Origin of the sequence: Caballeronia sp. AZ10_KS36, assembly GCF_023631105.1 — a bacterium.
In the GTDB taxonomy this organism is placed as follows: domain Bacteria; phylum Pseudomonadota; class Gammaproteobacteria; order Burkholderiales; family Burkholderiaceae; genus Caballeronia.
On the sequence record NZ_JALQDQ010000016.1, the window covers coordinates 85,792 to 107,073 of the forward strand.

The 21,282-nt window shown below is 64.2% G+C and carries 19 protein-coding genes; 1 reads left to right on the forward strand and 18 read right to left on the reverse strand.

All coding sequences use genetic code 11. From position 1 onward, the window contains the following. Positions 1-52 precede the first annotated feature (52 nt). From NCR35_RS09165 to ndk, 15 genes are all read right to left on the reverse strand, one after another. Positions 53-1,399 carry an adenylosuccinate synthase gene (locus NCR35_RS09165; protein ID WP_244846469.1) on the reverse strand — a complete coding sequence of 449 codons (1,347 nt, stop codon included), beginning with the start codon at positions 1,397-1,399 and terminating at the stop codon, positions 53-55. A 129-nt stretch (positions 1,400-1,528) separates the two neighbouring features. Beyond that, a complete protein-coding gene (locus NCR35_RS09170) occupies positions 1,529-2,701 on the reverse strand; it encodes an ATP phosphoribosyltransferase regulatory subunit (RefSeq protein WP_250534137.1) in 1,173 nt (390 codons plus the stop codon). 90 nt (positions 2,702-2,791) lie between these two features. Continuing rightward, the gene (locus NCR35_RS09175) at positions 2,792-2,977 is read right to left on the reverse strand and encodes a DUF2065 domain-containing protein (protein WP_175940433.1); all 186 of its coding nucleotides are present in this window, start codon (positions 2,975-2,977) and stop codon (positions 2,792-2,794) included. A gap of 55 nt (positions 2,978-3,032) precedes the next feature. Next, positions 3,033-3,932: a protease modulator HflC gene (gene hflC, locus NCR35_RS09180; RefSeq protein ID WP_250534138.1), complete on the reverse strand. Its 900-nt coding sequence runs from the start codon at positions 3,930-3,932 to the stop codon at positions 3,033-3,035. A 12-nt stretch (positions 3,933-3,944) separates the two neighbouring features. Next, positions 3,945-5,336 carry an FtsH protease activity modulator HflK gene (gene hflK, locus NCR35_RS09185; protein WP_250534139.1) on the reverse strand — a complete coding sequence of 464 codons (1,392 nt, stop codon included), beginning with the start codon at positions 5,334-5,336 and terminating at the stop codon, positions 3,945-3,947. A gap of 56 nt (positions 5,337-5,392) precedes the next feature. Then, positions 5,393-6,745, reverse strand: coding sequence for a GTPase HflX (hflX, locus tag NCR35_RS09190; RefSeq protein ID WP_250534140.1), 1,353 nt, complete (start codon positions 6,743-6,745; stop codon positions 5,393-5,395). A 34-nt stretch (positions 6,746-6,779) separates the two neighbouring features. Further along, positions 6,780-7,016 carry an RNA chaperone Hfq gene (hfq, locus tag NCR35_RS09195; RefSeq protein WP_006999489.1) on the reverse strand — a complete coding sequence of 79 codons (237 nt, stop codon included), beginning with the start codon at positions 7,014-7,016 and terminating at the stop codon, positions 6,780-6,782. 149 nt (positions 7,017-7,165) lie between these two features. Then, positions 7,166-8,506: a ribosome biogenesis GTPase Der gene (gene der, locus NCR35_RS09200; protein ID WP_175940437.1), complete on the reverse strand. Its 1,341-nt coding sequence runs from the start codon at positions 8,504-8,506 to the stop codon at positions 7,166-7,168. A 362-nt stretch (positions 8,507-8,868) separates the two neighbouring features. Then, the gene (gene bamB, locus NCR35_RS09205) at positions 8,869-10,011 is read right to left on the reverse strand and encodes an outer membrane protein assembly factor BamB (RefSeq protein WP_244849050.1); all 1,143 of its coding nucleotides are present in this window, start codon (positions 10,009-10,011) and stop codon (positions 8,869-8,871) included. Between the two features lie 137 nt (positions 10,012-10,148). Beyond that, positions 10,149-10,778: a tetratricopeptide repeat protein gene (locus NCR35_RS09210; protein WP_250534141.1), complete on the reverse strand. Its 630-nt coding sequence runs from the start codon at positions 10,776-10,778 to the stop codon at positions 10,149-10,151. 134 nt (positions 10,779-10,912) lie between these two features. Then, on the reverse strand, positions 10,913-12,262 hold the full coding sequence (hisS, locus tag NCR35_RS09215) for a histidine--tRNA ligase (protein WP_250534142.1): 1,350 nt from the start codon (positions 12,260-12,262) through the stop codon (positions 10,913-10,915). A gap of 6 nt (positions 12,263-12,268) precedes the next feature. Further along, complete coding sequence (gene ispG / locus NCR35_RS09220; RefSeq protein WP_175940440.1) at positions 12,269-13,585, reverse strand: flavodoxin-dependent (E)-4-hydroxy-3-methylbut-2-enyl-diphosphate synthase; 1,317 nt, start codon at positions 13,583-13,585, stop codon at positions 12,269-12,271. Positions 13,586-13,728: 143 nt separating this feature from the next. After that, positions 13,729-14,841, reverse strand: a complete 1,113-nt coding sequence (locus tag NCR35_RS09225) for a helix-turn-helix domain-containing protein (protein WP_250534143.1) — start codon at positions 14,839-14,841, stop codon at positions 13,729-13,731. A gap of 185 nt (positions 14,842-15,026) precedes the next feature. Continuing rightward, on the reverse strand, positions 15,027-16,169 hold the full coding sequence (gene rlmN, locus NCR35_RS09230; protein WP_244849066.1) for a dual-specificity RNA methyltransferase RlmN: 1,143 nt from the start codon (positions 16,167-16,169) through the stop codon (positions 15,027-15,029). A 156-nt stretch (positions 16,170-16,325) separates the two neighbouring features. Beyond that, positions 16,326-16,751, reverse strand: a complete 426-nt coding sequence (gene ndk / locus NCR35_RS09235) for a nucleoside-diphosphate kinase (protein ID WP_175940443.1) — start codon at positions 16,749-16,751, stop codon at positions 16,326-16,328. A gap of 327 nt (positions 16,752-17,078) precedes the next feature. Here ndk and NCR35_RS09240 point away from each other — a divergent pair, with 327 nt between their 5' ends. After that, entirely contained in the window at positions 17,079-17,777 is a 699-nt protein-coding gene (locus NCR35_RS09240; RefSeq protein WP_244846485.1) for a Bax inhibitor-1/YccA family protein, read from the forward strand. Positions 17,778-17,852: 75 nt separating this feature from the next. Here NCR35_RS09240 and rlmD read toward each other — a convergent pair whose 3' ends face one another. Genes rlmD through rpoS form a run of 3 tightly spaced genes read right to left on the reverse strand, consistent with a single transcriptional unit; the run spans position 17,853 to position 21,275 of the window. After that, positions 17,853-19,271 (reverse strand): 23S rRNA (uracil(1939)-C(5))-methyltransferase RlmD, encoded by a 1,419-nt coding sequence (gene rlmD, locus NCR35_RS09245; RefSeq protein WP_502801664.1) that lies wholly within the window; start codon positions 19,269-19,271, stop codon positions 17,853-17,855. A gap of 60 nt (positions 19,272-19,331) precedes the next feature. Beyond that, the gene (locus NCR35_RS09250) at positions 19,332-20,108 is read right to left on the reverse strand and encodes a 3'-5' exonuclease (RefSeq protein WP_250534144.1); all 777 of its coding nucleotides are present in this window, start codon (positions 20,106-20,108) and stop codon (positions 19,332-19,334) included. A gap of 60 nt (positions 20,109-20,168) precedes the next feature. After that, positions 20,169-21,275, reverse strand: coding sequence for an RNA polymerase sigma factor RpoS (gene rpoS, locus NCR35_RS09255; RefSeq protein WP_248319948.1), 1,107 nt, complete (start codon positions 21,273-21,275; stop codon positions 20,169-20,171). Between the last annotated feature and the right edge of the window lie 7 nt (positions 21,276-21,282).

Genomic DNA, 21,282 nt, shown 5'->3' on the forward strand with positions numbered 1-21,282 from the left:
GAAGCGGCCACATTCTTTACAGCGTCCGGTTCAGGTCGAGGCTAACGCGCGCTCAGACCTTGAACGGATGACGAAGCAGAATGGTTTCGTCGCGGTCCGGACCGGTCGAAACCATGTCGATCGGCACGCCGGCCACTTCCTGCACGCGCGTGAGATAAGCGCGCGCATTCTCCGGCAGGCTGTCCCACTGCGTGATGCCGATGGTGCTTTCCTTCCAGCCGCCGAAGGTCTCGTAGACCGGCTCGCAGCGCGCCACTTCCGACGCGCCGCGCGGCAGGATATCGACCGGCTTGCCGTCGAGCGTATAGCCGACGCACAGCTTCACTTCTTCGAGGCCGTCGAGCACGTCGAGCTTGGTCATGCACAGGCCCGAGATGCCGTTGATCTGAATGGAACGGCGCAGCGCGGCGGCGTCCAGCCAGCCGGTGCGGCGCGGGCGGCCCGTGACCGAGCCGAATTCCTTGCCGACCGTGGCGAGGTTCAGTCCCACTTGGTCCTGACGCTGCGCGTTCTCCGCATCGTAGAGCTCGCTCGGGAACGGGCCGGAACCGACGCGCGTGCAATACGCTTTCGTGATGCCGAGAATGTAGTTCAGCTTCTGCGGGCCGACGCCCGCGCCGGCCGTCGCCGCGCCCGCGACGCAGTTGCTCGACGTGACGAACGGATAGGTGCCGTGGTCGATATCGAGCAGCGTGCCTTGCGCGCCTTCGAACAGCAGATTGCGGCCAGCGTGGTTTTCGTCGTAGAGACGGCGGGAAACGTCGGTGACCATGGGCGCGAGACGGTCGGCGAAGCCGAGCATCGTATCGAGCGTTTGCTGGAAGTCGACGGCCTTCGCGCCCAGGTACTGCGTCAGCACGAAGTTATGGAAGTCGAGCGCTTCGGAGAGACGCTCTTCGAACACGGCGCGGTCGAAGAGATCCTGCACGCGCAGGCCGCGGCGCGCGACCTTGTCTTCGTACGCCGGGCCGATGCCGCGCCCGGTCGTGCCGATCTTGCCGGCGCCGCGCTTGGCTTCGCGCGCCTGGTCGATGGCGACGTGGTACGGCAGAACCAGCGTGGCGGCTTCGGAGATGAACAGGCGCTTCGAAACGTCGATGCCCGCGCCTTCCAGTTCGTCGATTTCCTTGAAGAGCGCCTCGGGCGACAACACGACGCCATTGCCGATGTAACAGGCCGTGCCCGCGCGCATGATGCCCGACGGAATGAGGCGCAGAATGGTTTTCTTGCCGCCGATGATGAGCGTGTGTCCGGCGTTGTGACCGCCCTGGAAGCGCACGACGCCCTGGGCGTGGTCCGTCAGCCAGTCGACGATCTTGCCCTTGCCCTCATCACCCCATTGGGTGCCCACCACGACGACATTGCGCCCTGGGTTCACATTCACTGCACTGGCAGACATGTTGATTCGTTAGCTGGTTAAAAACGTATTTTACCTATGTTCGCGGCGCGTTCCGAATTTTTCGGGACGCGTTTCGCGATTCCGTCACGTCGGCGCGCGCACGCGCGCCTTCGCAAAAGTCCTTGCCGATCAGACGCCTGCGCGCGCCGGCGTCACCCGCTCTTCCACTTCCCAGCGGCCGTCGCGTTCGATCAGCACGCGGTCGAACGCGAACTCGTCGAGGTCGTGATCGTGGCCCGGCAGCGCCTGAATCACGACTTCTCCGGCATCGCGCAAGGCCGCCACCGCCGCGCGCAGCGGTTCGTCGTGCTTCCACGGCGCGAGGATCGCGCTACCGCGCGCGTCCACCGGCGAAATGCGCGCCACCTCGCGCAGATCGAGCGAAAAGCCCGTCGCGGGGCGCGCCCGGCCATAGGCGAGGCCCACGTCGTCGTAACGGCCGCCTCGCGCCACCGCGTTCGGCACGCCATCGACGTACGCCGAGAACATCACGCCGCTGTGGTACGCGTAGCCGCGCAGATCGGCGAGGTCGATCATCAGTTCCGCGCCATCCGCTTGAGACGCGAGGAACGCGAGATCGTCGAGCGCGCGGGCGATCACCGGCAGATTCGGCAGACGCGCACGCGCCGTCTCGAGCACGGAGGCATCGCCGTACAGCGAGGGCAACGCGCGCAACGCCTCGCGCGGCACTTGACCGAGATGCGCCGTCAGTTCGGTGAGGCGCGGCACGTCTTTGCTCGCGAGCGCGTCATAGAGCGCCTCGCCGAGCGATGCCGCCGCCGGCTCGAGTTCCAGCAACGCGGCCAGCACGCCCGCATGGCACAAATCGAGCCGCACTTTCGTCAGACCGGCGAGATGCAGCGAATCGAGCATCAGCTGCTGAATTTCGAGGTCCGCTTCGAGGCCGGCGTGGCCGAAGATTTCCGCGCCGATCTGAATCTGCTCGCGCGTGGCGTGCAGGCCACGCGGACGCGTGTGCAGCACGACGCCGGCATAACACAGGCGCGTGACGCCCTGCCGGTTCAGCAAATGCGCGTCGATGCGCGAGACTTGCGGCGTGATGTCCGCGCGCAGGCCGAGCGTGCGCCCCGACAACTGATCGACGAGCTTGAACGTGCGCAGATTGAGGTCGCTGCCGCCGCTCGTCAGCAGCGATTCGAGGTATTCGAGCATCGGCGGCATGACGAGCTCGTAACCGTACGAACGGAAGCGGTCGAGCAGGCGCCGGCGCAGTTCTTCGATCTTGCGCGCTTCCGACGGCAACACGTCGGCAATATTCTCGGGAAGAAGCCAGGTGGACATCGATACGTTTCCTGCGGGGCGCGACGCGTCAAAGCGCGGCGCGCATGGAAGGATAAGGACAAAGATAGGCGAAAAGACGCGGCTTCGCGGCTACGTCGCGATAACGAGCAGAATCAGCCCCAGCACCATCGCGATCAACCCGCCGATGCGGATGTGATGCGGCGGGCGCTCGGCGATGCGGCGGAACGTATCGCGCCAGGCCGTCGGAAAGACGAAGGGGAACATGCCTTCGATAATCAACATCAACGCAAGAGCGAGCAGTATCGTCTCGACCATTGTCTACGGAGGATGAGCGCCGCGCGACGAGAAAGCCGCGCGGCGCGGGGTGCGGTCAGCGCTTCGGCGCGGCGGAGGCGGACGTGTCGGCGCCGCCGTTCGGGCTCTTCATGAAGCGGAAGAAGTCGCTGCTCGGGTCGACCACGATCACGTCGCCCGGCTTGAACGTCTTCTTGTACGCTTCGAGGCTCTGATAGAACTGGTAAAACTGCGGGTCGCGTCCATAGGCATCGGCGGCGATGGCTGCCGCCTTGCTGTCTCCTTCGCCCTTGATGGACTGCGCCTGGCTGTAGGCGTCGGCGAGAATCTGCTGCTGCTCGCGCTCGGCGTCGGCCCTGATCTTGTCGGCGTCCGCCGTGCCTTTCGCGCGCTCGTTCGCGGCCGCTTGCTGACGCGCGGCAATCATGCGCTTGTAGACGGAATCCGCGACCGCCGACGGAAAGTCGACGCGCGTCATCTGCAGATCGACCAGCTTCACGCCGAACCCCGATGCCGCGCCTTCCACCGCCTTCTGCGCCTCGGTTTCGAGCGCCTGCTGATTGCCGAGCGCATCGCTCAGCGAACGATTCGCGAACGCGCTTGCAAGCGCGGTGCGCGTCAGCGCGGCGAGGCGCTCCTGCGCGCTCTGCGTGTTCTTTTCGTTGCTTACGAAAAGCTTCAGCGGATCCGCCACGCGATACTTGATGACCGTGTTCACCAGCACTTCGTTCTTGTCGGACGTGGTGAAGCGGTCTGCCCCGCCCTCGTCGATGGTGAGCGTGCGGGTGTCGATAAGCGTGAGCGTCTGGAACGGCGGCGGCAGCTTGAAGTGCAGGCCGGGGCCATCGAGACGCGGGTTGCTGTCGCCGTGCGCGGCCACGACGCCGGCATGCCGTTCGTCGACGGTAAAGACCATCGACGAGCCGATGAAGAGCACGACCACGACTGCGACGACGAGCGCAATGATTCGATTCATGTTGAGCGCTCCTTACTGCAGATCGTCTTGACGGCTGCGCGAGCGGAACGCATCGCGCGAGCGCAGCGGATCGCCTGCGCCGCTCGCGGCGTTCGGCGCGCTCGCGCCTGCCGCGCCGCTGGCGGGCACGGAAGCGGCTGCAGCCGAGCCTGCCGTCGCGCTCGGCGCGCGCACTTCGGCGCTAGCCGCGGGCGCGCTGGCCGACGCGGCGTCGGCCGTGTTCGCGGCTGCGTCTTTCGCCTGCTGGCGATTCGCTTCGACGAGCTTGTCGAGCGGCAAGTACACCACGTTGTTGCCGGCCTTGCTGTCCACGAAGACCTTCGTGGTGCGGGAGTAGATCTGCTGCATCGTGTCCAGGTACATGCGTTGGCGAATGACGGCGGGCGCCTTCGAGTATTCGGCGTAGACCTGCTTGAAGCGTTCCGCGTCGCCCTGTGCCTGCGTGACTTGGCGATTGCTGTAGGCAGTCGCTTCGTCGATCATCTTCGCGGCATCGGCCTTCGCGCGCGGCAGCAGTTGATTCGCGTAGGCTTCGGCGGTGTCGCGGGCGCGCTCGTTGTCCTGCCGCACGCGCGACGCTTCTTCGAACGCTGCCTGCACCTGAGTCGGCACCTGCACGCTCTGCACCGTGACGCCGGTGACCTGCAAGCCCGTGCGATAGGCGTCGAGCGAGTGCTGGATGGTCTCGGCCAGACGCGCGCGCAGCGTGTCGCGGTCCTTGTAGAGCAGATCGTCCGTCGCCGACGCGCCCGCGATCTCGCGGATGGCGGCTTGCGCGGCTTCGGTCACGCTCTGGTCGGGATCGAAATTGCGGAAAAGGAAGTCGGTCGGCGACTTGATCTGATACTGCACCGCGAAGCGCACGTCGAGAATGTCGGCCTCGTTCGTGAGCAGCGATGCATCGCGCACGTTGCCCTGCGCGAGCGCGACGCCGCGCCCGATCTCGACCGACCGGATCTGCGACGTATCGACGATATCGTGCGACTGGAACGGATACGGCAAGCGCCAGTGGATGCCCTGCGGCACCGTCTGCCGATACTGGCCGAACTGGGACACCACGCCCACGTGCCCGTCCTGCACCACGAACACGCCGCTGCCGAGATAGATGGCGATCAACACGCCGATGACGATGCCGACCCCGATCTTCGTGCCGCGGCCGTTGTCGCGCGGCATGCCGCCGCCCGGCTTGCGGCCGAAGATGCCCGCGATCCGGCGATTGAACTCGCGCCACATTTCGTCGAGGTCGGGCGGGCCTTCTTCCTTGCCGTTGCCGCGCTTGCCGTCTTGCGGACGCTTCGCGTCGTTCTTTACACCATTGGCGTCGCCCCGCCCCCAGCGCGGATCGTTGATGGAAAAGACGGCGCGCATGCGCTGCCTGTTAGTGCGCTCGTTGTAATCGTTCACTCGGTGATTCACCATTAGACAGCCGGTTCGATGCCGCGTCGGTATTGCGGAGCAGTTCAGTGTCCGTGCTCGGGAACCTGGTGGCCGTCACGTTGTTCGGCTGGCCGGTGGTCTTCCGGCTGTGCGTTGGCGTCGTGTGTCTCGTTCGGCCCGGACTGCGCGGGTTGGCCGGATTGCGTGGCTTCCGGCTCATCCGACACTTCCGGCGTTCCCGACATTTCCGGCGTTTCCGCCGGCGCTTGTGTTTCGGCGAGCACGCTGGGCAGGCTTTCTTCGGGTTCGCCTTCGTCGGCCGCAGCAATTTCGGCGATGGCGGCGCGCAGTTCGTCGAGTCCCTGACCGGTGCGCGCGCTCAAAAAGACGCGCGAAATATTACCATACTCGTCCCTTTCAACCGCCTCGCCGCGGGCCGCGAGTTCCGGCACCGCGTCGATCTTGTTGAAGACGAGAATCTGGCGGATGGATTCAGCGCCGATGCTGCGCAATACCTCGTTCACCTGATCGATCTGATCCAGGCGCACGGGGCTCGATGCATCCACGACATGCAGCAGCAAATCCGCATGAACGGTTTCCTCCAGCGTCGCGCGAAATGCGGCGACGAGCTGGTGCGGCAACTCGCGGATGAAGCCGACCGTATCGGACACCACCACTTGCCCCGCTTCCTCGCCGAGAAACACGCGGCGCGAAGTGGTGTCGAGCGTGGCGAACAACTGGTTGGCCGCGTACGCCTGCGCCTTGGTGAGCGCATTGAAGAGCGTGGACTTGCCCGCGTTCGTATAACCGACGAGCGACACCGACAACGTGCGATTGCGCGTGCGCTGCCGGCGCTGCGTGCCGTGCTGGCGGCGCAGTTTGGCAAGACGCGTCTTGAGCGCCTTGATGCGTTCGCCGATCAAACGGCGGTCGGTTTCCAGCTGCGTTTCGCCGGGACCGCGCAAGCCGATGCCGCCCTTCTGCCGTTCGAGGTGAGTCCACGCGCGAATCAGCCGCGTCGACAGATATTGCAGTTGCGCGAGTTCGACCTGCAGCTTGCCTTCGTGGCTGCGGGCGCGCTGCGCGAAGATATCGAGGATGAGGCTCGTGCGATCCACCACGCGGCGGTTCAGCGCCATCTCGAGATTGCGCTGCTGCGCCGGTGCGAGGGCGTGATTGAAGATGACGAGTTCGACGTCGTTCGCTTCGCAGGAAAGGCGCAGTTCTTCGACCTTTCCGCTGCCGATGAACATTTTGGCGTCCGGACTGGACCTGCGCCCGGTAAGCGTAACGGCGGGATGGGCGCCCGCGCTTTCTGCGAGCAGACTGAGTTCTTCGAGACTGGCTTCGAAATCGATCTTGCCGAAGTCGATGCCGACGAGTGCGGCGTTAATCAAATTGATGTATTCGTTTTTGAAGCGACCGGCGAGTCGCATTTAGCTGCGATCTTGCCGCCGGTCGCGACGAGGTTTAGGACGATTCGGCGTCCGGATGGAAATTCACCGGACGGGCCGGCACGACCGTGGAAATGGCGTGCTTGTAGACCATCTGGGTGACCGTATTCCTGAGCAACACAACGTACTGGTCGAACGATTCGATGTTCCCTTGAAGCTTGATGCCGTTGACCAAATAGATGGACACCGGCACGTGCTCTTTACGCAGCGCGTTCAAAAACGGGTCTTGTAACAATTGCCCTTTGTTGCTCATAGCAAACTCCGTATTTTTTTGCAGGTTAGAAGTATTGTGGACGAAGAAAAAGAGATCCGCCGACAATCGCTACACTATAGCCGATTTTCGTTTCGGCAAGAGATCGGCCACCCGGCCAATCGGGCCGCAACGCTTGACTGAAGCGGCTCTCAGTCCTTGTCCGCATAGGGGTTCTTGCTCGAGCGGAACTCTATGCGCAATGGAGTGCCGGCCAGTCCAAAAGTTTCCCGAAAGCGCCCTTCCAGATACCGTTTATAGGTATCCGTGACCGCATCGAGCGCGTTGCCATGCACGACGATGATCGGCGGATTCTGACCGCCCTGGTGCGCATAGCGAAGCTTCGGCCGCACGGGCCCGCGGCGGCGCGGCTGCTGGAACTCGACGGCTTCGATCAGCGCGCGCGTGAGCTTCGGCGTCGGCAGCTTGGCCATCGCGGCGGCGTAGGCGTCGTCGACCGATTTCATCAGCGCGCCGATGCCGGTTTTCTCCAGCGCCGAGACGTAGTGGAATTTAGCAAAGTCCAAAAACTTGAGCTTGCGCGTGAGATCGGCCTTGGTGCGCTCGCGCACATGCGAGTCCAGACCGTCCCACTTGTTCACGCCCACGACTAGCGCGCGTCCCTGTTCGACGACGAAGCCCGCGATATGCGCGTCCTGATCCGAGATGTCCTGCTGCGCGTCGAGCAGCAGAATCACGACATTCGCATCCGAGATCGACTGCAGCGTCTTCACGACCGAGAACTTCTCGATCGCCTCGAACACCTTGCCGCGGCGACGCAGCCCGGCCGTGTCGATCAACGTGTATTTGCGGCCTTGTCGCTCGAAATCAACATAGATCGAATCGCGCGTGGTGCCCGGCATGTCGAACGCGATCACGCGCTCCTCGCCGATCAGCGTGTTCACGAGCGTCGACTTGCCGACGTTCGGTCTCCCGACGATGGCGATCTTCACGCCGTGCTGCGCCTTTTCTTCCTCGCTCTCTTCCGCGTGACCGGCATAGGCGATGTCGAGCGCGTCGTTGATCATCTCGGTTACGCCGTCGCCGTGCGCGGCCGAGATGGCGCGGGGATCGCCGAGACCGAGCTCGTAGAAGTCGGACGCGACCGCCGTGTACTTCATGCCCTCGGCCTTGTTCACGACGAGAAAGAGCGGCCGGCCGGTCTTGCGCAAATAGTCCGCGATGGACTTGTCCTGCGGCGCGAGTCCGTTGCGTCCATCGACGATGAATACGACGACGTCCGCTTCTTCCACGGCCTGCCGCGTCTGCCGCGCCATTTCGTGCAGGATGCCGTCTTTCGCCACCGGCTCGAAGCCGCCCGTATCCACGACGAGATACGGCCGTTCGCCGCCGACGCGGCCTTCGCCGTAATGGCGGTCGCGCGTGAGGCCGGGCAGGTCGGCGACGAGCGCATCGCGCGAACGCGTCAGCCGGTTGAAGAGAGTCGATTTCCCCACATTGGGGCGCCCGACGAGGGCAATCACGGGTTTCATCAGATGTTGTTCACGGTTGAACGCAAGGCGAACGCGAAACGTGCGGTGCGAACGTCAGTCCCGCCTACGCCGCGCAATGGCTGCGCTTGTCGAAAATTAGCATGGATTCGGCCCGAGCCACGCGAGGGTGCGTGGCGATCGAGCGCCGGCGCCGTGCGCCGTTGTTCTGTCTGTCCGAGGGCTATTCTCGCGCCGCGTCACCGCGCGACGCGCTTTGTTCTGTCAGGCCCTAGGTATCGAGTCGTGTTGCCGGGCGCGTACGGTGGGCGCGCCCTCTTTCCTGCAAACCGCGTGGACAAAGCTGCCAGCGCGGCTTTCTACGGCGCTTCGCCTCGAGGCGAGCCCAAGCGCCGTTCCGAGACTTACTGCGGACGGAAGCCGTAGAGATCGCCGTCATGCGTCTGCACGACGAGCGTATTGCCCGCCAGCACCGGCGCGGCGGTGATCGCGCTGCCGTCGGTCGGCACGCGGCCTACGAGTTCGCCGCTGTCCGTGCTCAGGAAATGCACGAAGCCCTTGTAGTCGCCGAGAACGACCGCGCGGCCGAGGATGAACGGCACGCTCACCTGGCGGTTCTTGAGCTTGTCGTTCTTCCAGACGGGCGAACCGTCGGCGGCGCGGAACGCATTCACGACCGACCAGTCGTCGCCCGCTGCGACGATCTGCTCGTCTTGCGCGAGGCCGCTGTCGCTCGAGAAGTTTTTCTCCCACACCGCACGGCCGGAATTGGCGTCGAAGCAGCCGATCTTGCCCTGGAAGGTGACCGCGCAGGTCTGCGCGCCGACGAGACCGGGCGCGCCTGTGACGTCGTTGATGCGCTCGACTTCGGTCACGCCCTTCGGATACGACACCGGCGCTTGCCAGTAGGCATCGCCCGTCTGCAAGTTGATCGCGGCGAAGTTGCCGCCCGGGAAGCCCGCGAGCACCGCCTGGCTGCCCGCGAACGTCATGCCGGCGGCCACGCGGAGGTTCAGCGGCACGGCGCGCAACTGGAAGATCCACTTCTGCTCGCCGGTCTGCGCGTTGAACGCGACGACCTTGCCGTCGATGGTGCGCACGATCACGAGGTCGTTGCCGACGAGCGGCGGCGAGATGATTTCGCCCGGCGCGGTGGCCGTCCACAGCTGCTTGCCGTCGGGTCCGAGCACGTAGACCGCGCCCTTCAGGCCGCCGACCGCCGTCAGATTGCCGTCGCTGCCGACGCCTGCGGACAGGTCGTCCTTGAGCTTCGTGCGCCAGACGTCCTGGCCCGTCTTCGCGTCGATCTTCGCGACGGTGCCGTTCTCGCCTGCGGCGTAGACGGCGTCGCCCACCGCGACCGGCGAGAACAGATAGCGGCCGGCCTTGCCGACGCTGGCCTTCCACGCCTGGGTGACGTTCAGCACCGGCTTGAACTCGACGAGCGGCGTCGGCACGCGGCGCTCGTCTTTGGTCGACGAACAGGCTGCCAGAAGCACGGTCATCGCGCAGGCGAGCGGCACGGCGTAGCGTTTCAATTGGATCATCGGAGGACGCAACATGAATGTGAATTCGGTTGACCGGCGCGGCCGCGAATCGCTTGCGGGCGACACGCGGCGCGGCGGCTTGATTGGCGAAACGGCTTCGGCGCTAGCGGAGCGCCGAACGTCGGAAGCGATGCGGATCAGCCGCCGAGCGCATCGAGCTTGAACTGGACCAGTTGCCGCGCGGACGTGTCGTTCGCGGGCAGCGCCGCGAGCGCCGTCTGGTACGCGGCGCGCGCATCGTCGCGCTTGCCTTGCGCGGCGAGCAGATCGCCCCGGCGGTCCGCGATCACGCCCTTGAACGCATCGAGCGGCGCGTCGGCGAGGAGCTTGAGGCCCGCGTCGTAGTTCTTCTCGTCGGAGAGCACGAGCGCGAGGCGCAGCTTCGCGATCTGCTTGTACTCGTCGTCCTTCGCGTGATCGACGGCCCACTGCAACTGCGCCTTCGCGCCGGCCGTATCGCCTGCCATATACAGGGACTTCGCGGCCAGAAGCGCGCTCATCTCGGCGTAAGCGGTGCGGCCGAACTTGTCTTCCATGTCCGATGCCACCCGCGCGACGAGCTTCTGGTCGCTGCCGTTGACCGCCTGCTGAAGCTGGTCGTACAGCACCGAAGCCTCGGCAGCCTGACGCCGCTGCCAGTAATTCCAGCCGTTGAAAGCGGCCGCAACGACGAGCGCCACGAGCACGATCCACGTCGTGGCGTTACCCCATTTGGCCCACCAGGCCTTGACACTTTCCAGCGATTCTTGTTCGTCGTGGTAACTCATCGTCCAGCTATTCCTTCCTGCGTTTCATGGCCCTTCGTTCGCGTGGCGCGATGGCGGAACGCGCCTGCACGTGCTTGCACGCGCTTGCACTCGACTCCGCCGGATGCGCACGGCTTCGCTTCGATGCCTAAGCTTTAGGCATCGTCGTCCGCGGCGGTTGCAACCATCGCATTGATTAGGTATTCGGTCAAGTCTTCCGCCGGAACGTTCACCTGCTCGTTCTTTTGCGCGTCGGACGTTTCGTCGCCCGAGCGGCGCAGCGGCTTCACACCGATCATGCCCTGCGCGAGTTCGTCTTCGCCGAGCACCACCGCGAACGCCGCGCCGCTCGCGTCCGCCTTCTTCATCTGCGACTTGAAGCTGGAAGACGCGCCGTCCGGGCTGCAATGCAGAATGACGTCGAGCCCCGTGTCGCGCAGACGCTCGGCAACGATGAACGCCTGCTCTGCCGCCTGCTCGCCCTGATGCACCACGTAGACGTCCGTGCCCTCGGCCTCCGGCACCAGATTTTCTTCCTTCAGCAGTTCGAGAATGCGCTCGACGCCCATCGCCCAGCCGCAAGCGGCGGTCGGCTTGCCGCCGAGCTGCTCGATCAGCGGATCGTAGCGCCCGCCGCCCGCCACCGTGCCCTGCGCGCCGAGCTTGTCGGTCACCCATTCGAACACGGTGAGGTTGTAGTAGTCGAGGCCGCGCACCAGACGCGGGTTGATCGTGAACGGAATATTGTTGGCCTTCAGCAGCCGCTGCACGCCCTCGAAGTGCTTGCGCGACTCATCGCCGAGAAAATCGACGAGCTTCGGCGCGTTCTGCGCGATCTCCTGCATCGCCGGATTCTTCGTGTCGAGCACGCGCAGCGGGTTCGTGTAGAGACGGCGCTTCGCTTCCTCGTCGAGCACATCGACGTGCTGTTCCAGATACGCGATCAGCTTCTCGCGGTGCGCCGCGCGTTCGTGCGCCTGGCCCAGCGAGTTCAGTTCGAGGCGGATGCCGGTCAGCCCAAGGTCGTCCCACAGGCGCTGACACATCATGATGATTTCGGCGTCCGTGTCCGGACCCGCGAAGCCGAGCGCCTCGACGCCGACCTGATGGAACTGGCGATAACGCCCGCGCTGCGGACGCTCGTGCCGGAACATCGGGCCGATGTACCACAGGCGCTTCGGGCCGTCGTACAGCAGGTTGTGCTCGATGGTCGCGCGCACGACGGCCGCCGTATTTTCCGGGCGCATCGTGAGATGCTCGCCGTTCAGCGCGTCGGTGAAGCTGTACATCTCCTTCTCGACGATATCGGTCACTTCGCCGATACCGCGCGTGAAAAGCTGCGTATGCTCAACGATCGGCGTGCGAATGTTCTGATAGCCGTATGCGCGCAGCATCGACTTCACGGTGGTTTCGAAGAAGTCCCACAACGCGGCATCCTGCGGGAGGATGTCGTTCATGCCCTTCACGCCCGTCAGCTTCGCGAGCCGTTTCTTCTGTTCAGTCATCTGTCTTTAGATTGATGCCGCGGACGTTTCGACGCGCTTGCCGTAAGTGCGCTCGACGTAGTCGCTAACGATTTGCTGGAATTCTTCGGCAATGCGCTCGCCGCGCAGCGTCTTCACCTTCACGCCGTCGACGAACACCGGCGCGGCCGGATTTTCGCCCGAACCCGGCAGGCTGATGCCGATGTTCGCGTGCTTCGACTCGCCTGGCCCGTTGACGATGCAGCCCATCACGGCGACGTGCATCTTTTCGACGCCGGGATACTGATCGCGCCAGACGGGCATGGAGTTGCGCAGGTAGGTTTGAATCTGCGACGCGAGTTCCTGGAACAGCGTGCTCGTCGTGCGCCCGCAGCCGGGGCATGCAATGACCATCGGCGTGAACGAGCGCAGGCCCATGGTCTGCAAAATCTCTTGTCCGACGACCACTTCGCCGGTACGCGCGCCGCCCGGCTCGGGCGTGAGCGAAATGCGGATGGTGTCGCCGATGCCCTCTTGCAGCAGCACCGACAGCGCCGCCGTCGACGCCACGATGCCCTTCGAGCCCATGCCCGCCTCGGTCAGGCCGAGATGCAGCGCGAAGCTGCAGCGCTTGGCCAGCTCGCGATAAACCGCGATCAGATCCTGCACGCCGCTCACCTTGCACGACAAGATGATCTTATCGCGTCCGAGCCCCAGTTCCACCGCGCGTTCCGCCGAGCCGATCGCCGACTGGATCAGCGCCTCGTACATCACGCTTTGCAGTTCCCACGGCGTCGCGCGGGCGGCGTTTTCGTCCATCATGCGCGCGAGCAGGTCCTGATCGAGACTGCCCCAGTTCACGCCGATGCGCACCGGCTTGTCGTACTGAATGGCCGCTTCGATCATCTGCGCGAACTGCGTGTCGCGCTTTGCGCCCTGTCCGACGTTGCCCGGGTTGATCCGATACTTCGACAACGCCTCGGCGCACGCGGGATGATCGCGCAGCAGCAAGTGGCCGTTGTAATGGAAGTCGCCGACGAGCGGCACGGTCACGCCCATGCGGTCGAGTTGCTCGCGGATATGCGGCACGGCCGCCGCCGCTTCCGGCGTATTTACCGTAATGCGCACGAGTTCCGAGCCAGCTTGCGCGAGTTCCTTGATCTGGATCGCGGTGCCGATGGCGTCGGCCGTATCGGTGTTGGTCATCGACTGGACGCGCACGGGCGCATCCCCGCCGATGGTCACAAGCTGGCCGCCCCAGCGCACGTCCACCGCATGCGACGACCGCCGCGGCAACGGACCGCCGAAAACCGGCTCCGTCGAACAGATTTTGCTGCTAATCAGGGATTGAGCTTCGGATTGCATCGAAAAACCCTTTGGCAACCGGGGCGCTGACAGGCAGCCGGAGTTGCTTGAATGGAACCTCGAATGGGCGTCACGGCAAAGGCCGCGGCGCCCCTGACTTGTCCGCGCGTCGCGGGCAGCCGCAAGCCGCCCGCGTGATGGCCTTACGGCAACGAGAAGCGCGCGACGTTTCCGCGGGCGGAAGAATACTTCTTGGCGTCGACGGGCTCGTCGTCCACCGACAGCGACTCGACGCCCCGCGCGTTTCCGACCGTCACCTTGAACGGCGCTTCGCCCTCGACGCGCTGCGTGCTGCCCGCGCGCACCAGTCCGGAGAACACTTCCTTGCCGTCCTTGCCGCGCACGCTGAACCAGCTATCTTCCTTCACTTTCAATTCGACGGCGTTCGCGCCCTTGCCCGTGGTCGCCACGGTCGCGGCCGAAGCCGGTGCCGTCGCGACAGCCGCCGACGCGGCCTTCGGCGCCGGCGCGGCAACTGCGGGCGCGCTCGCGCTTTGCACCGCCGTAATGGTGGACGACGACGCCGGCAGCGCGTTCGTGCCGAGCGGGCGCGGCATCGGTTGCTCGCCGGGCGCGGCCGCCACTTCGGGCAGCGAGGCTTCGCCGGTGTTCGCGGCGGCGGCCTCGTCGGGCGTCGCGACTTGCGACGCGGCGGGCTTGTCGCCGGACGTCGACGCGAGTCCCGCGCCGGTGCTCGACTTGAGCCGCGCGAGCCACGCCGACGAATCGCCGCCGGTATGCCACATCACCAGCGCCGCGAGCACCGCGACGATCGCCGCGACGCCCCATAACCACGAACGCTTGCGGCCCGACGAATTGCCGAGCGGCACCGACACGCGGCCGCGCGGCAAACCCGCGCCGGACGACGCCGGCACCTTGAGATTGTGCTCGACAGGCACGCCGTCACGCCGAAACGCCTGCGTGAACGGCGCGGGGTCGGCGCCGAGCACTTTCGCATAGCTGCGCACGATGCCCGCCGCGAACGTCCGGTCGGGCAACTGGCTGATGTCGCCTTCTTCGAGCGCGGCGAGCTTCTGCGGCGATACCTTGAGCCGGGCGGACACGTCGTCGATCGACCAGCCTTTCGCGTGCCGAAGTTGCACGAGACGCGCGCCGACTGCCTGCAACGAGTCCAGCGTCTCCGGCTGGCTCGCGCGCGATGCCGCCCCTCCGACCCGCGTCCGGGCATCATGCTGATCGCCGGACATTTCGTCGGTATGACTGCCGAAAGGCGTCGGGTGTTGCGGCTCACTCATCCCAAATTCCTCGCATCGATTCTTTTATATTGCGCTGCTGCGCCGTCAGGTTCAAAAGCACTGAACGATACAACCCCGGCGCCGTTGCAGACCGCTTTATAACAAAATGTTCGCCTTCGCGCGGCGATTGCCTCATGGTCGTTGCGGTCTGGCCATGTCGACGCGTGGGCGCAGCCGCGAATCCGTCAGACCGCGCGCACCTCGATCACCTTGCTTCCCGCGCGGTTCGTGCGCTCGGCGAGCCGCGTGCGATCCTGCACCGCGCCCGCGAGCTGACCGCATGCCGCGTCGATGTCGTCGCCGCGCGTCTTGCGCACCGTCGTGACGACGCCCGCGTCGATCAGCACCTGCGCGAACCGTTTGATCTGCTCGTTCTTCGAGCGCGTGAGGCCAGATTCCGGGAACGGATTGAACGGAATGAGGTTGAACTTGCACGGCACGTCGCGCGTCACCGCGAGCAATTCACGGGCGTGAGCCTCGCTGTCGTTCACGCCGTCCAGCATGCAGTATTCGAACGTGATGAAGTCGCGCGGCGCGACCTTCAGATACCGCTGGCATGCCGCCATCAGTTCGCGCAACGGATACTTCTTGTTGAGCGGCACGAGCATGTCGCGCAGCGGATCGTTCGGCGCGTGCAGCGACACGGCGAGCGCCACGGGAAGATCGGCCGCGAGGCGGTCCATCATCGGCACGACGCCGGACGTGGACAGCGTGACGCGGCGGCGCGACAGGCCGTAGGCGTTGTCGTCGAGCATGAGGCGCATGGCCGGCACGACGGCGTCGTAGTTCAGCATCGGCTCGCCCATGCCCATCATCACGACGTTGGTGACGACGCGCTCGCCCTTGCCCGGCCCGCCGACGTCACGCCCGAGCGACTTGCGCAGCGCGAATTCCGCCATGCGCAGCTGGCCGATGATTTCGCCGGTCGTTAGATTTCGGGAGAAGCCTTGCTTGCCGGTGGAGCAGAACCGGCAGTTGACCGCGCACCCCGCCTGCGACGACACGCAAAGCGTGCCGCGCGTCTCTTCGGGGATGAACACGGTTTCGACCGCGTTGCCGTTGCCGACGTCGATCAGCCACTTGCGCGTACCGTCGGCGGAAACGTGGTCGCGAATGATGTCGGGCATCGCCAGCGTGGCGCGGCCCTTGAGTTTTTCGCGCAAAGATTTCGCGAGATCCGTCATGCCGTCGAAGTCGTCGGCGCCAAACTGATGGATCCAGCGTTGCAATTGCTTGGCGCGAAACGGCTTTTCGCCGAGACTGCCGCAGTACGCGACCAGCCCGGCGGCGTCGAGATCGAGAAGATTGACGGTGCTGCTGCTCGTCATGTCGAGTTCTGCCATTTCCAGATTGCGAAGCCCGGGCGCTTGCCCGGGACCGTTCGCGCCAAATTCCTGCTTATTCACAACTCATTTTTGCAGCTATTCTTGTGCTGAGGCGCGTTTGACCGCGCCTTTGAATAGGCGCGGCGACCAGCACACGAATTAACGCGAGTAGACGTTCACTTCCGGGAAGAAGAACGCGATTTCCTGGCGCGCCGTTTCCGGAGCGTCGGAACCGTGCACGGCATTCGCGTCGATGCTGTCGGCGAAGTCGGCGCGGATCGTGCCCTTGTCAGCCTTCTTCGGGTCGGTGGCGCCCATCAGGTCGCGGTTCTTGGCGATTGCGTTTTCGCCTTCCAGCACCTGGATCATGACCGGACCCGACACCATGAACTCGACGAGGTCCTTGAAGAACGGACGCGCGGCGTGCACCGCGTAGAACTTCTCTGCGTCGGCGCGCGACAGATGAACCATGCGCGACGCGATGATCTTCAGACCAGCGTTCTCGAAACGGCTGTAGATCTGGCCGATAACGTTCTTTGCCACTGCGTCCGGCTTGATAATCGACAGGGTGCGCTCGATCGCCATGAAAAACTCCAAAAAATGAACGGTTTACGGATTAAAACGAATCGACAATTGTAGCACGAAGCAAGGTATGATTGCGATTGAAACCTTACGGCTCCGTAAGGATCAAAGCATGCGTGGGCTGGCTGCATGCGGGCTCTGAAATAGAGCGGGCAAGCATTGAATTCTGCGCGCGCCGCCGCCATATTGGAGCAAAACGCGGTATCTCAATGGAACCGGCCGTGCACCATTGCGATACTCATATTGGCTTAAGTCAGCGACGTTAGGATCCCGTGTAATCAGAACGTAGCGGTAAAACTGAACGACGGACAATTGGAGCAAGGAGAAACCATGAACGAATCACCCTACGGCTTCGGCCGCACTGGCGCAGTCACCTCGGTCGAGGTGCGCAACAAGGTGCTGCGCAATACTTACTGGCTGCTAGCGCTCTCGATGGTGCCGACGGTTCTCGGCGCGTACATCGGCGTCGCGACAGGCTTCTCGCTGTTCGCGGCCACGAGCCCGGCAATGAGCTTCATCGCGTTCTTAGCCATCGCGTTCGGCTTCATGTTCGCGATCGAAAAGACGAAGAACAGCGGCATGGGCGTGGTCGTCCTGCTCGGCTTCACGTTTTTCATGGGGCTGATGCTCTCGCGCCTCTTGAGCTTCATTCTCGGCTTCTCGAACGGGCCGCAGCTCATCATGATGGCCTTCGGCGGCACGGGCGTGATTTTCGCGGCCATGGCGACCATCGCGACGGTCAGCAAGCGTGATTTCTCGGGGCTGGGCAAGTTCCTGTTCATGGGCGTGCTCGTCATTCTGCTCGCCGCATTCGCGAACATCTTCCTGCAACTGCCGGCGCTCATGATGACGATCTCCGTGCTCGCCATCGTGATTTTCTCCGCGTACATGCTGTTCGACGTGCAGCGCGTCGTGAACGGCGGCGAGACGAATTACATCAGCGCGACGCTCGCCATCTACCTCGATCTGTACAACGTCTTCACGAACCTGCTGGCGCTGCTCGGCATTTTCGGCGGCAATCGCAACTGATCGCGAAACGCTTCGCTGAAACGAAAAACCGGCCTTCGGGCCGGTTTTTCTTTGCCTGCTGAAAACGCGCGAAGCTCAGTCCCGCTCGAACAGCGCGATCGATTCGACGTGCGATGTATGCGGAAACATGTTCACGACGCCCGCGCCCTTCATCCGGTAACCGGCCTCGTGCACGAGCAGGCCGGCATCGCGCGCAAGCGTCGCCGGATTGCAGGACACATAGACGATGCGCTTCGGCAGGATCGCGTCGTCGCCGCTTTGCGCGATGTCCGCGAGCGCCTTCGACACCGCGAGCGCGCCTTCGCGCGGCGGATCGATCAGGAACTTGTCGAAGCGGCCGAGCGCGCGCATGTCGTCGGCGGTGACTTCGAACAGATTGCGGCACGCGAAGGACGTGTGTCCATCGACGCCGTTCGCCTTCGCATTCTCGAGCGCGCGAGCCGTCAGCGCCTCGCTGCCTTCGATGCCCACCACTTCGCGCGACACTCTTGCGAGCGGAAGCGTGAAATTGCCGATGCCGCAGAACAGATCGAGCACGCGATCGGTGCGCTCCGCCGCGAGCAGGCTCAACGCGCGCGACACGAGCACACGGTTGATCTGATGATTGACCTGCGTGAAGTCGGTCGGCTTGAACGGCATCCGAATGTCGAATTCCGGCAGCGTGTACGCAAGTTCTCGGCCGAGCGGATAAAACGGATAAACGGTGTCCGGACCCTTCGGCTGCAGCCAAAACTGCACGTTGTGCTCGTCGGCGAACGCGCGCAGCAACGCTTCGTCGGCTTCGGTCAGCGGTTCCAGGATGCGCAGAACCAGCGCCGTCACGTCCGAGCCCACTGCCAGCTCGATTTGCGGCATGCGATCGCGAATCGACAGGCCCGCCACGAGATGACGCAGCGGCACGAGCATCGCGGAAACGTGCGGCGGCAGCACTTCGCAGCTCGTCATGTCGGCGACGTAGCTGCTTTTGCGCTCGTGAAAGCCGACCAGCACGCCGCCCTTCTTTTCGACGTGGCGCACGGTCAGCCGCGCCCGGTAGCGGTATCCCCACGACGGACCGTGAATCGGCCGGAACATGGTTTCCGCGCGCAATTTCGCCAGATGCTGAAGATTGTCTTCCAGCACGCGCTGCTTGACCGCGATCTGCGCGCGCACGTCGAGATGCTGCATCGAGCAGCCGCCGCACGTGCCGAAGAACTGGCACTTCGGCTTCGTGCGGATCACCGCTTCACGCAGCACCTTGACCACCTGCGCCTGCTCGAAGCTCGGCTTCTTGCGATAGCTCGAATAGCTCACGCGTTCGCCCGGCAGCGCGCCTTCCACGAAGATGACCTTGCCCGGCTCGCCGTCCTCGTTCACCGTCCGGCCGACGCCGCGCGCGTCCATATCGAGCGCGTCGATTTCGATTTCAGGCGCGACGAACGACGGATCGGGCGTGACGGACTTCGCGGGCGCCGCGCGGCGGCGATGCGGATTTTTTCGAGCGGCTTCAGACACCTGCGTACTTCCTGACTGACGTGATAGCAAAGGCGAGATTGTAGACGAAGCGTCAAGAACTCATCGGCCGAACGCGGCCAGATACTCGGCCCAGTGTGGCGACGTTTCCTGCGAGAGCGCGTTCTTCACGAAGTTGACTTCGTCGCTGTATTCATCGGCCGAGAAGCCGCCGCGCATCAACTGGAAGCGGCAATACATCAGATACGTATTGACGACGTCCGTCTCACAATAGTTGCGGATCTCGTCGAGCTGGCCGTCGCAGAAGGCATCCCACACCTTGCCGCCGTCCATGCCGAGCTTGCCGGGAAAGCCGCAGAGCTTCGCGAGCGCGTCGAGCGGCGCGTTGGCGCGCGCCTGATACATCGCGAGGACGTCCATCAGGTCGATATGCCGCATGTGATAGCGACTGATGTAGTTATTGAACTTGAATTCGCGGTCGTCCTGGCCCAGGTCCCAATACCGCGGCGCGGCGATGCCGTGCACGAGCGCGCGGTAATGCAGCACCGGCAGATCGAAGCCGCCGCCGTTCCATGAAACGAGTTGCGGCGTGTATTTCTCGATCACGCGATAGAACGATTGAATCAGCGCCGCCTCGCCGTCGCCGGGCGCGCCGAGCGAGCGCACGCGAAAGCCGTTGTTGTCGCGAAACACGCAGGAAATGGCCGCGACGCGTTGCAAATGGTGCGGCAGAAAATCGTTGCCGACGCGCTCGCGGCGCATCTGGAACGCATAGTCGGCGACTTCGCGATCCGAAAGATCGGCGGGCAAATCTTCGAGACGGCGAATGCCGTCGACATCGGGGATCGTCTCGATGTCGAATACGAGAATCGGTGTCATTGAATCCTGGGAATGCGGCAGAACAAATGCAACGACGCCCTCGCAGGCGCCAGGAAAGCGTTAAAGCACGGCGTCCTTGCGAACGCCGTTGGACGCGAAGAAACGCTTGAGCCTCACGAGCGCCTCTTGCTGAATCTGGCGCACGCGCTCGCGCGTGAGGCCCATTTCGTCGGCCAGCTCTTCCAGCGTGGCCGGCTCGATGTGATTGAGTCCGAAACGTCGTTCGATCACATGCCGATGCTTGTCCGACAGCCGCGAGAGCCACAGCCGCGTCAGCGTTTCCAGTTCGCGGTGCTGCACTTCGGCATCCGGCGACTGGCTTTGATCGTCGGAAAGCAGGTCGAGCAGGCTGCTGCCCGGATCGAGGTCGAGCGGCGCGTCGAGCGAAGCGGTGTGTTCGTTCAACGCGAGAATGTCGGTGACTTCCTCGGGCGTCTTGCCGGTGAGATACGCGATGTCGTCGATGCTGGCGTCGCGGCGTTCGGGCGCCACGGGATCGTTCGCGTTGGCCGAGTTCTTCTCCAGATGGCGCTTCGCGCGCAGCACCTGATTCAGTTCGCGGATGACGTGAACCGGCAGCCGCACCGTGCGCGCCTGATTCATGATGGCGCGCTCGATGCTTTGACGTATCCACCACGTCGCGTAGGTCGAGAAGCGAAAACCTCGCGTCGGATCGAATTTCTCGATCGCGTGCATGAGGCCGAGGTTGCCTTCTTCGATCAGATCCAGCAGCGGCACGCCGCGGTTCAGATAACCCTTCGCGATACTGACGACCAGCCGCAGATTGCGCTCGATCATGACCTGCCGCGCCTCGAACTCGCCCGCCTTCGCGAGACGCGAATACCGCTGCTCCTCCTCGACGGTGAGCAGCGGCTTCACGCTGATGCGATTCAGGTAATGCTGAATAGTGTCGGCCGTGAGTTCGGCCTGAAGGAGCGAGCGGAAGTCGTCCGCGTCGGGCGGGGAATCGTTTGCGCCGTCGGCGGTTTCAGCGCCGTCTTCCGCGCGCTTGCCGCGGCCCGCGCCGTCTTCGTCGGAATCGACATCGACGTCGATGTTCTCGGCGTCCTCGTCGCGGGTAGAAGCGCCCTCTTCCACCGACACTTGCAAAGGTCGGCTGATCGTCTCAGTCTCGGCTTGCGGCAGGCGGCGCTTCGTTTTCGGCATGATGGCT

What these genes read in the sequence shown, in the direction of transcription:
- rlmN (WP_244849066.1), bottom strand. Translation starts at nt 16,169, where the DNA reads ATGACGAGCAGCAGCACCGTCAATCTTCTCGATCTCGACGCCGCCGGG.
- NCR35_RS09170 (WP_250534137.1), bottom strand. Translation starts at nt 2,701, where the DNA reads ATGTCCACCTGGCTTCTTCCCGAGAATATTGCCGACGTGTTGCCGTCG.
- bamB (WP_244849050.1), bottom strand. Translation starts at nt 10,011, where the DNA reads ATGATCCAATTGAAACGCTACGCCGTGCCGCTCGCCTGCGCGATGACC.
- hflC (WP_250534138.1), bottom strand. Translation starts at nt 3,932, where the DNA reads ATGAATCGAATCATTGCGCTCGTCGTCGCAGTCGTGGTCGTGCTCTTC.
- hflX (WP_250534140.1), bottom strand. Translation starts at nt 6,745, where the DNA reads ATGCGACTCGCCGGTCGCTTCAAAAACGAATACATCAATTTGATTAAC.
- NCR35_RS09175 (WP_175940433.1), bottom strand. Translation starts at nt 2,977, where the DNA reads ATGGTCGAGACGATACTGCTCGCTCTTGCGTTGATGTTGATTATCGAA.
- NCR35_RS09250 (WP_250534144.1), bottom strand. Translation starts at nt 20,108, where the DNA reads ATGACACCGATTCTCGTATTCGACATCGAGACGATCCCCGATGTCGAC.
- hfq (WP_006999489.1), bottom strand. Translation starts at nt 7,016, where the DNA reads ATGAGCAACAAAGGGCAATTGTTACAAGACCCGTTTTTGAACGCGCTG.
- der (WP_175940437.1), bottom strand. Translation starts at nt 8,506, where the DNA reads ATGAAACCCGTGATTGCCCTCGTCGGGCGCCCCAATGTGGGGAAATCG.
- NCR35_RS09240 (WP_244846485.1), top strand. Translation starts at nt 17,079, where the DNA reads ATGAACGAATCACCCTACGGCTTCGGCCGCACTGGCGCAGTCACCTCG.
- NCR35_RS09210 (WP_250534141.1), bottom strand. Translation starts at nt 10,778, where the DNA reads ATGAGTTACCACGACGAACAAGAATCGCTGGAAAGTGTCAAGGCCTGG.
- rpoS (WP_248319948.1), bottom strand. Translation starts at nt 21,275, where the DNA reads ATGCCGAAAACGAAGCGCCGCCTGCCGCAAGCCGAGACTGAGACGATC.
- ndk (WP_175940443.1), bottom strand. Translation starts at nt 16,751, where the DNA reads ATGGCGATCGAGCGCACCCTGTCGATTATCAAGCCGGACGCAGTGGCA.
- ispG (WP_175940440.1), bottom strand. Translation starts at nt 13,585, where the DNA reads ATGCAATCCGAAGCTCAATCCCTGATTAGCAGCAAAATCTGTTCGACG.
- hisS (WP_250534142.1), bottom strand. Translation starts at nt 12,262, where the DNA reads ATGACTGAACAGAAGAAACGGCTCGCGAAGCTGACGGGCGTGAAGGGC.
- NCR35_RS09165 (WP_244846469.1), bottom strand. Translation starts at nt 1,399, where the DNA reads ATGTCTGCCAGTGCAGTGAATGTGAACCCAGGGCGCAATGTCGTCGTG.
- NCR35_RS09225 (WP_250534143.1), bottom strand. Translation starts at nt 14,841, where the DNA reads ATGAGTGAGCCGCAACACCCGACGCCTTTCGGCAGTCATACCGACGAA.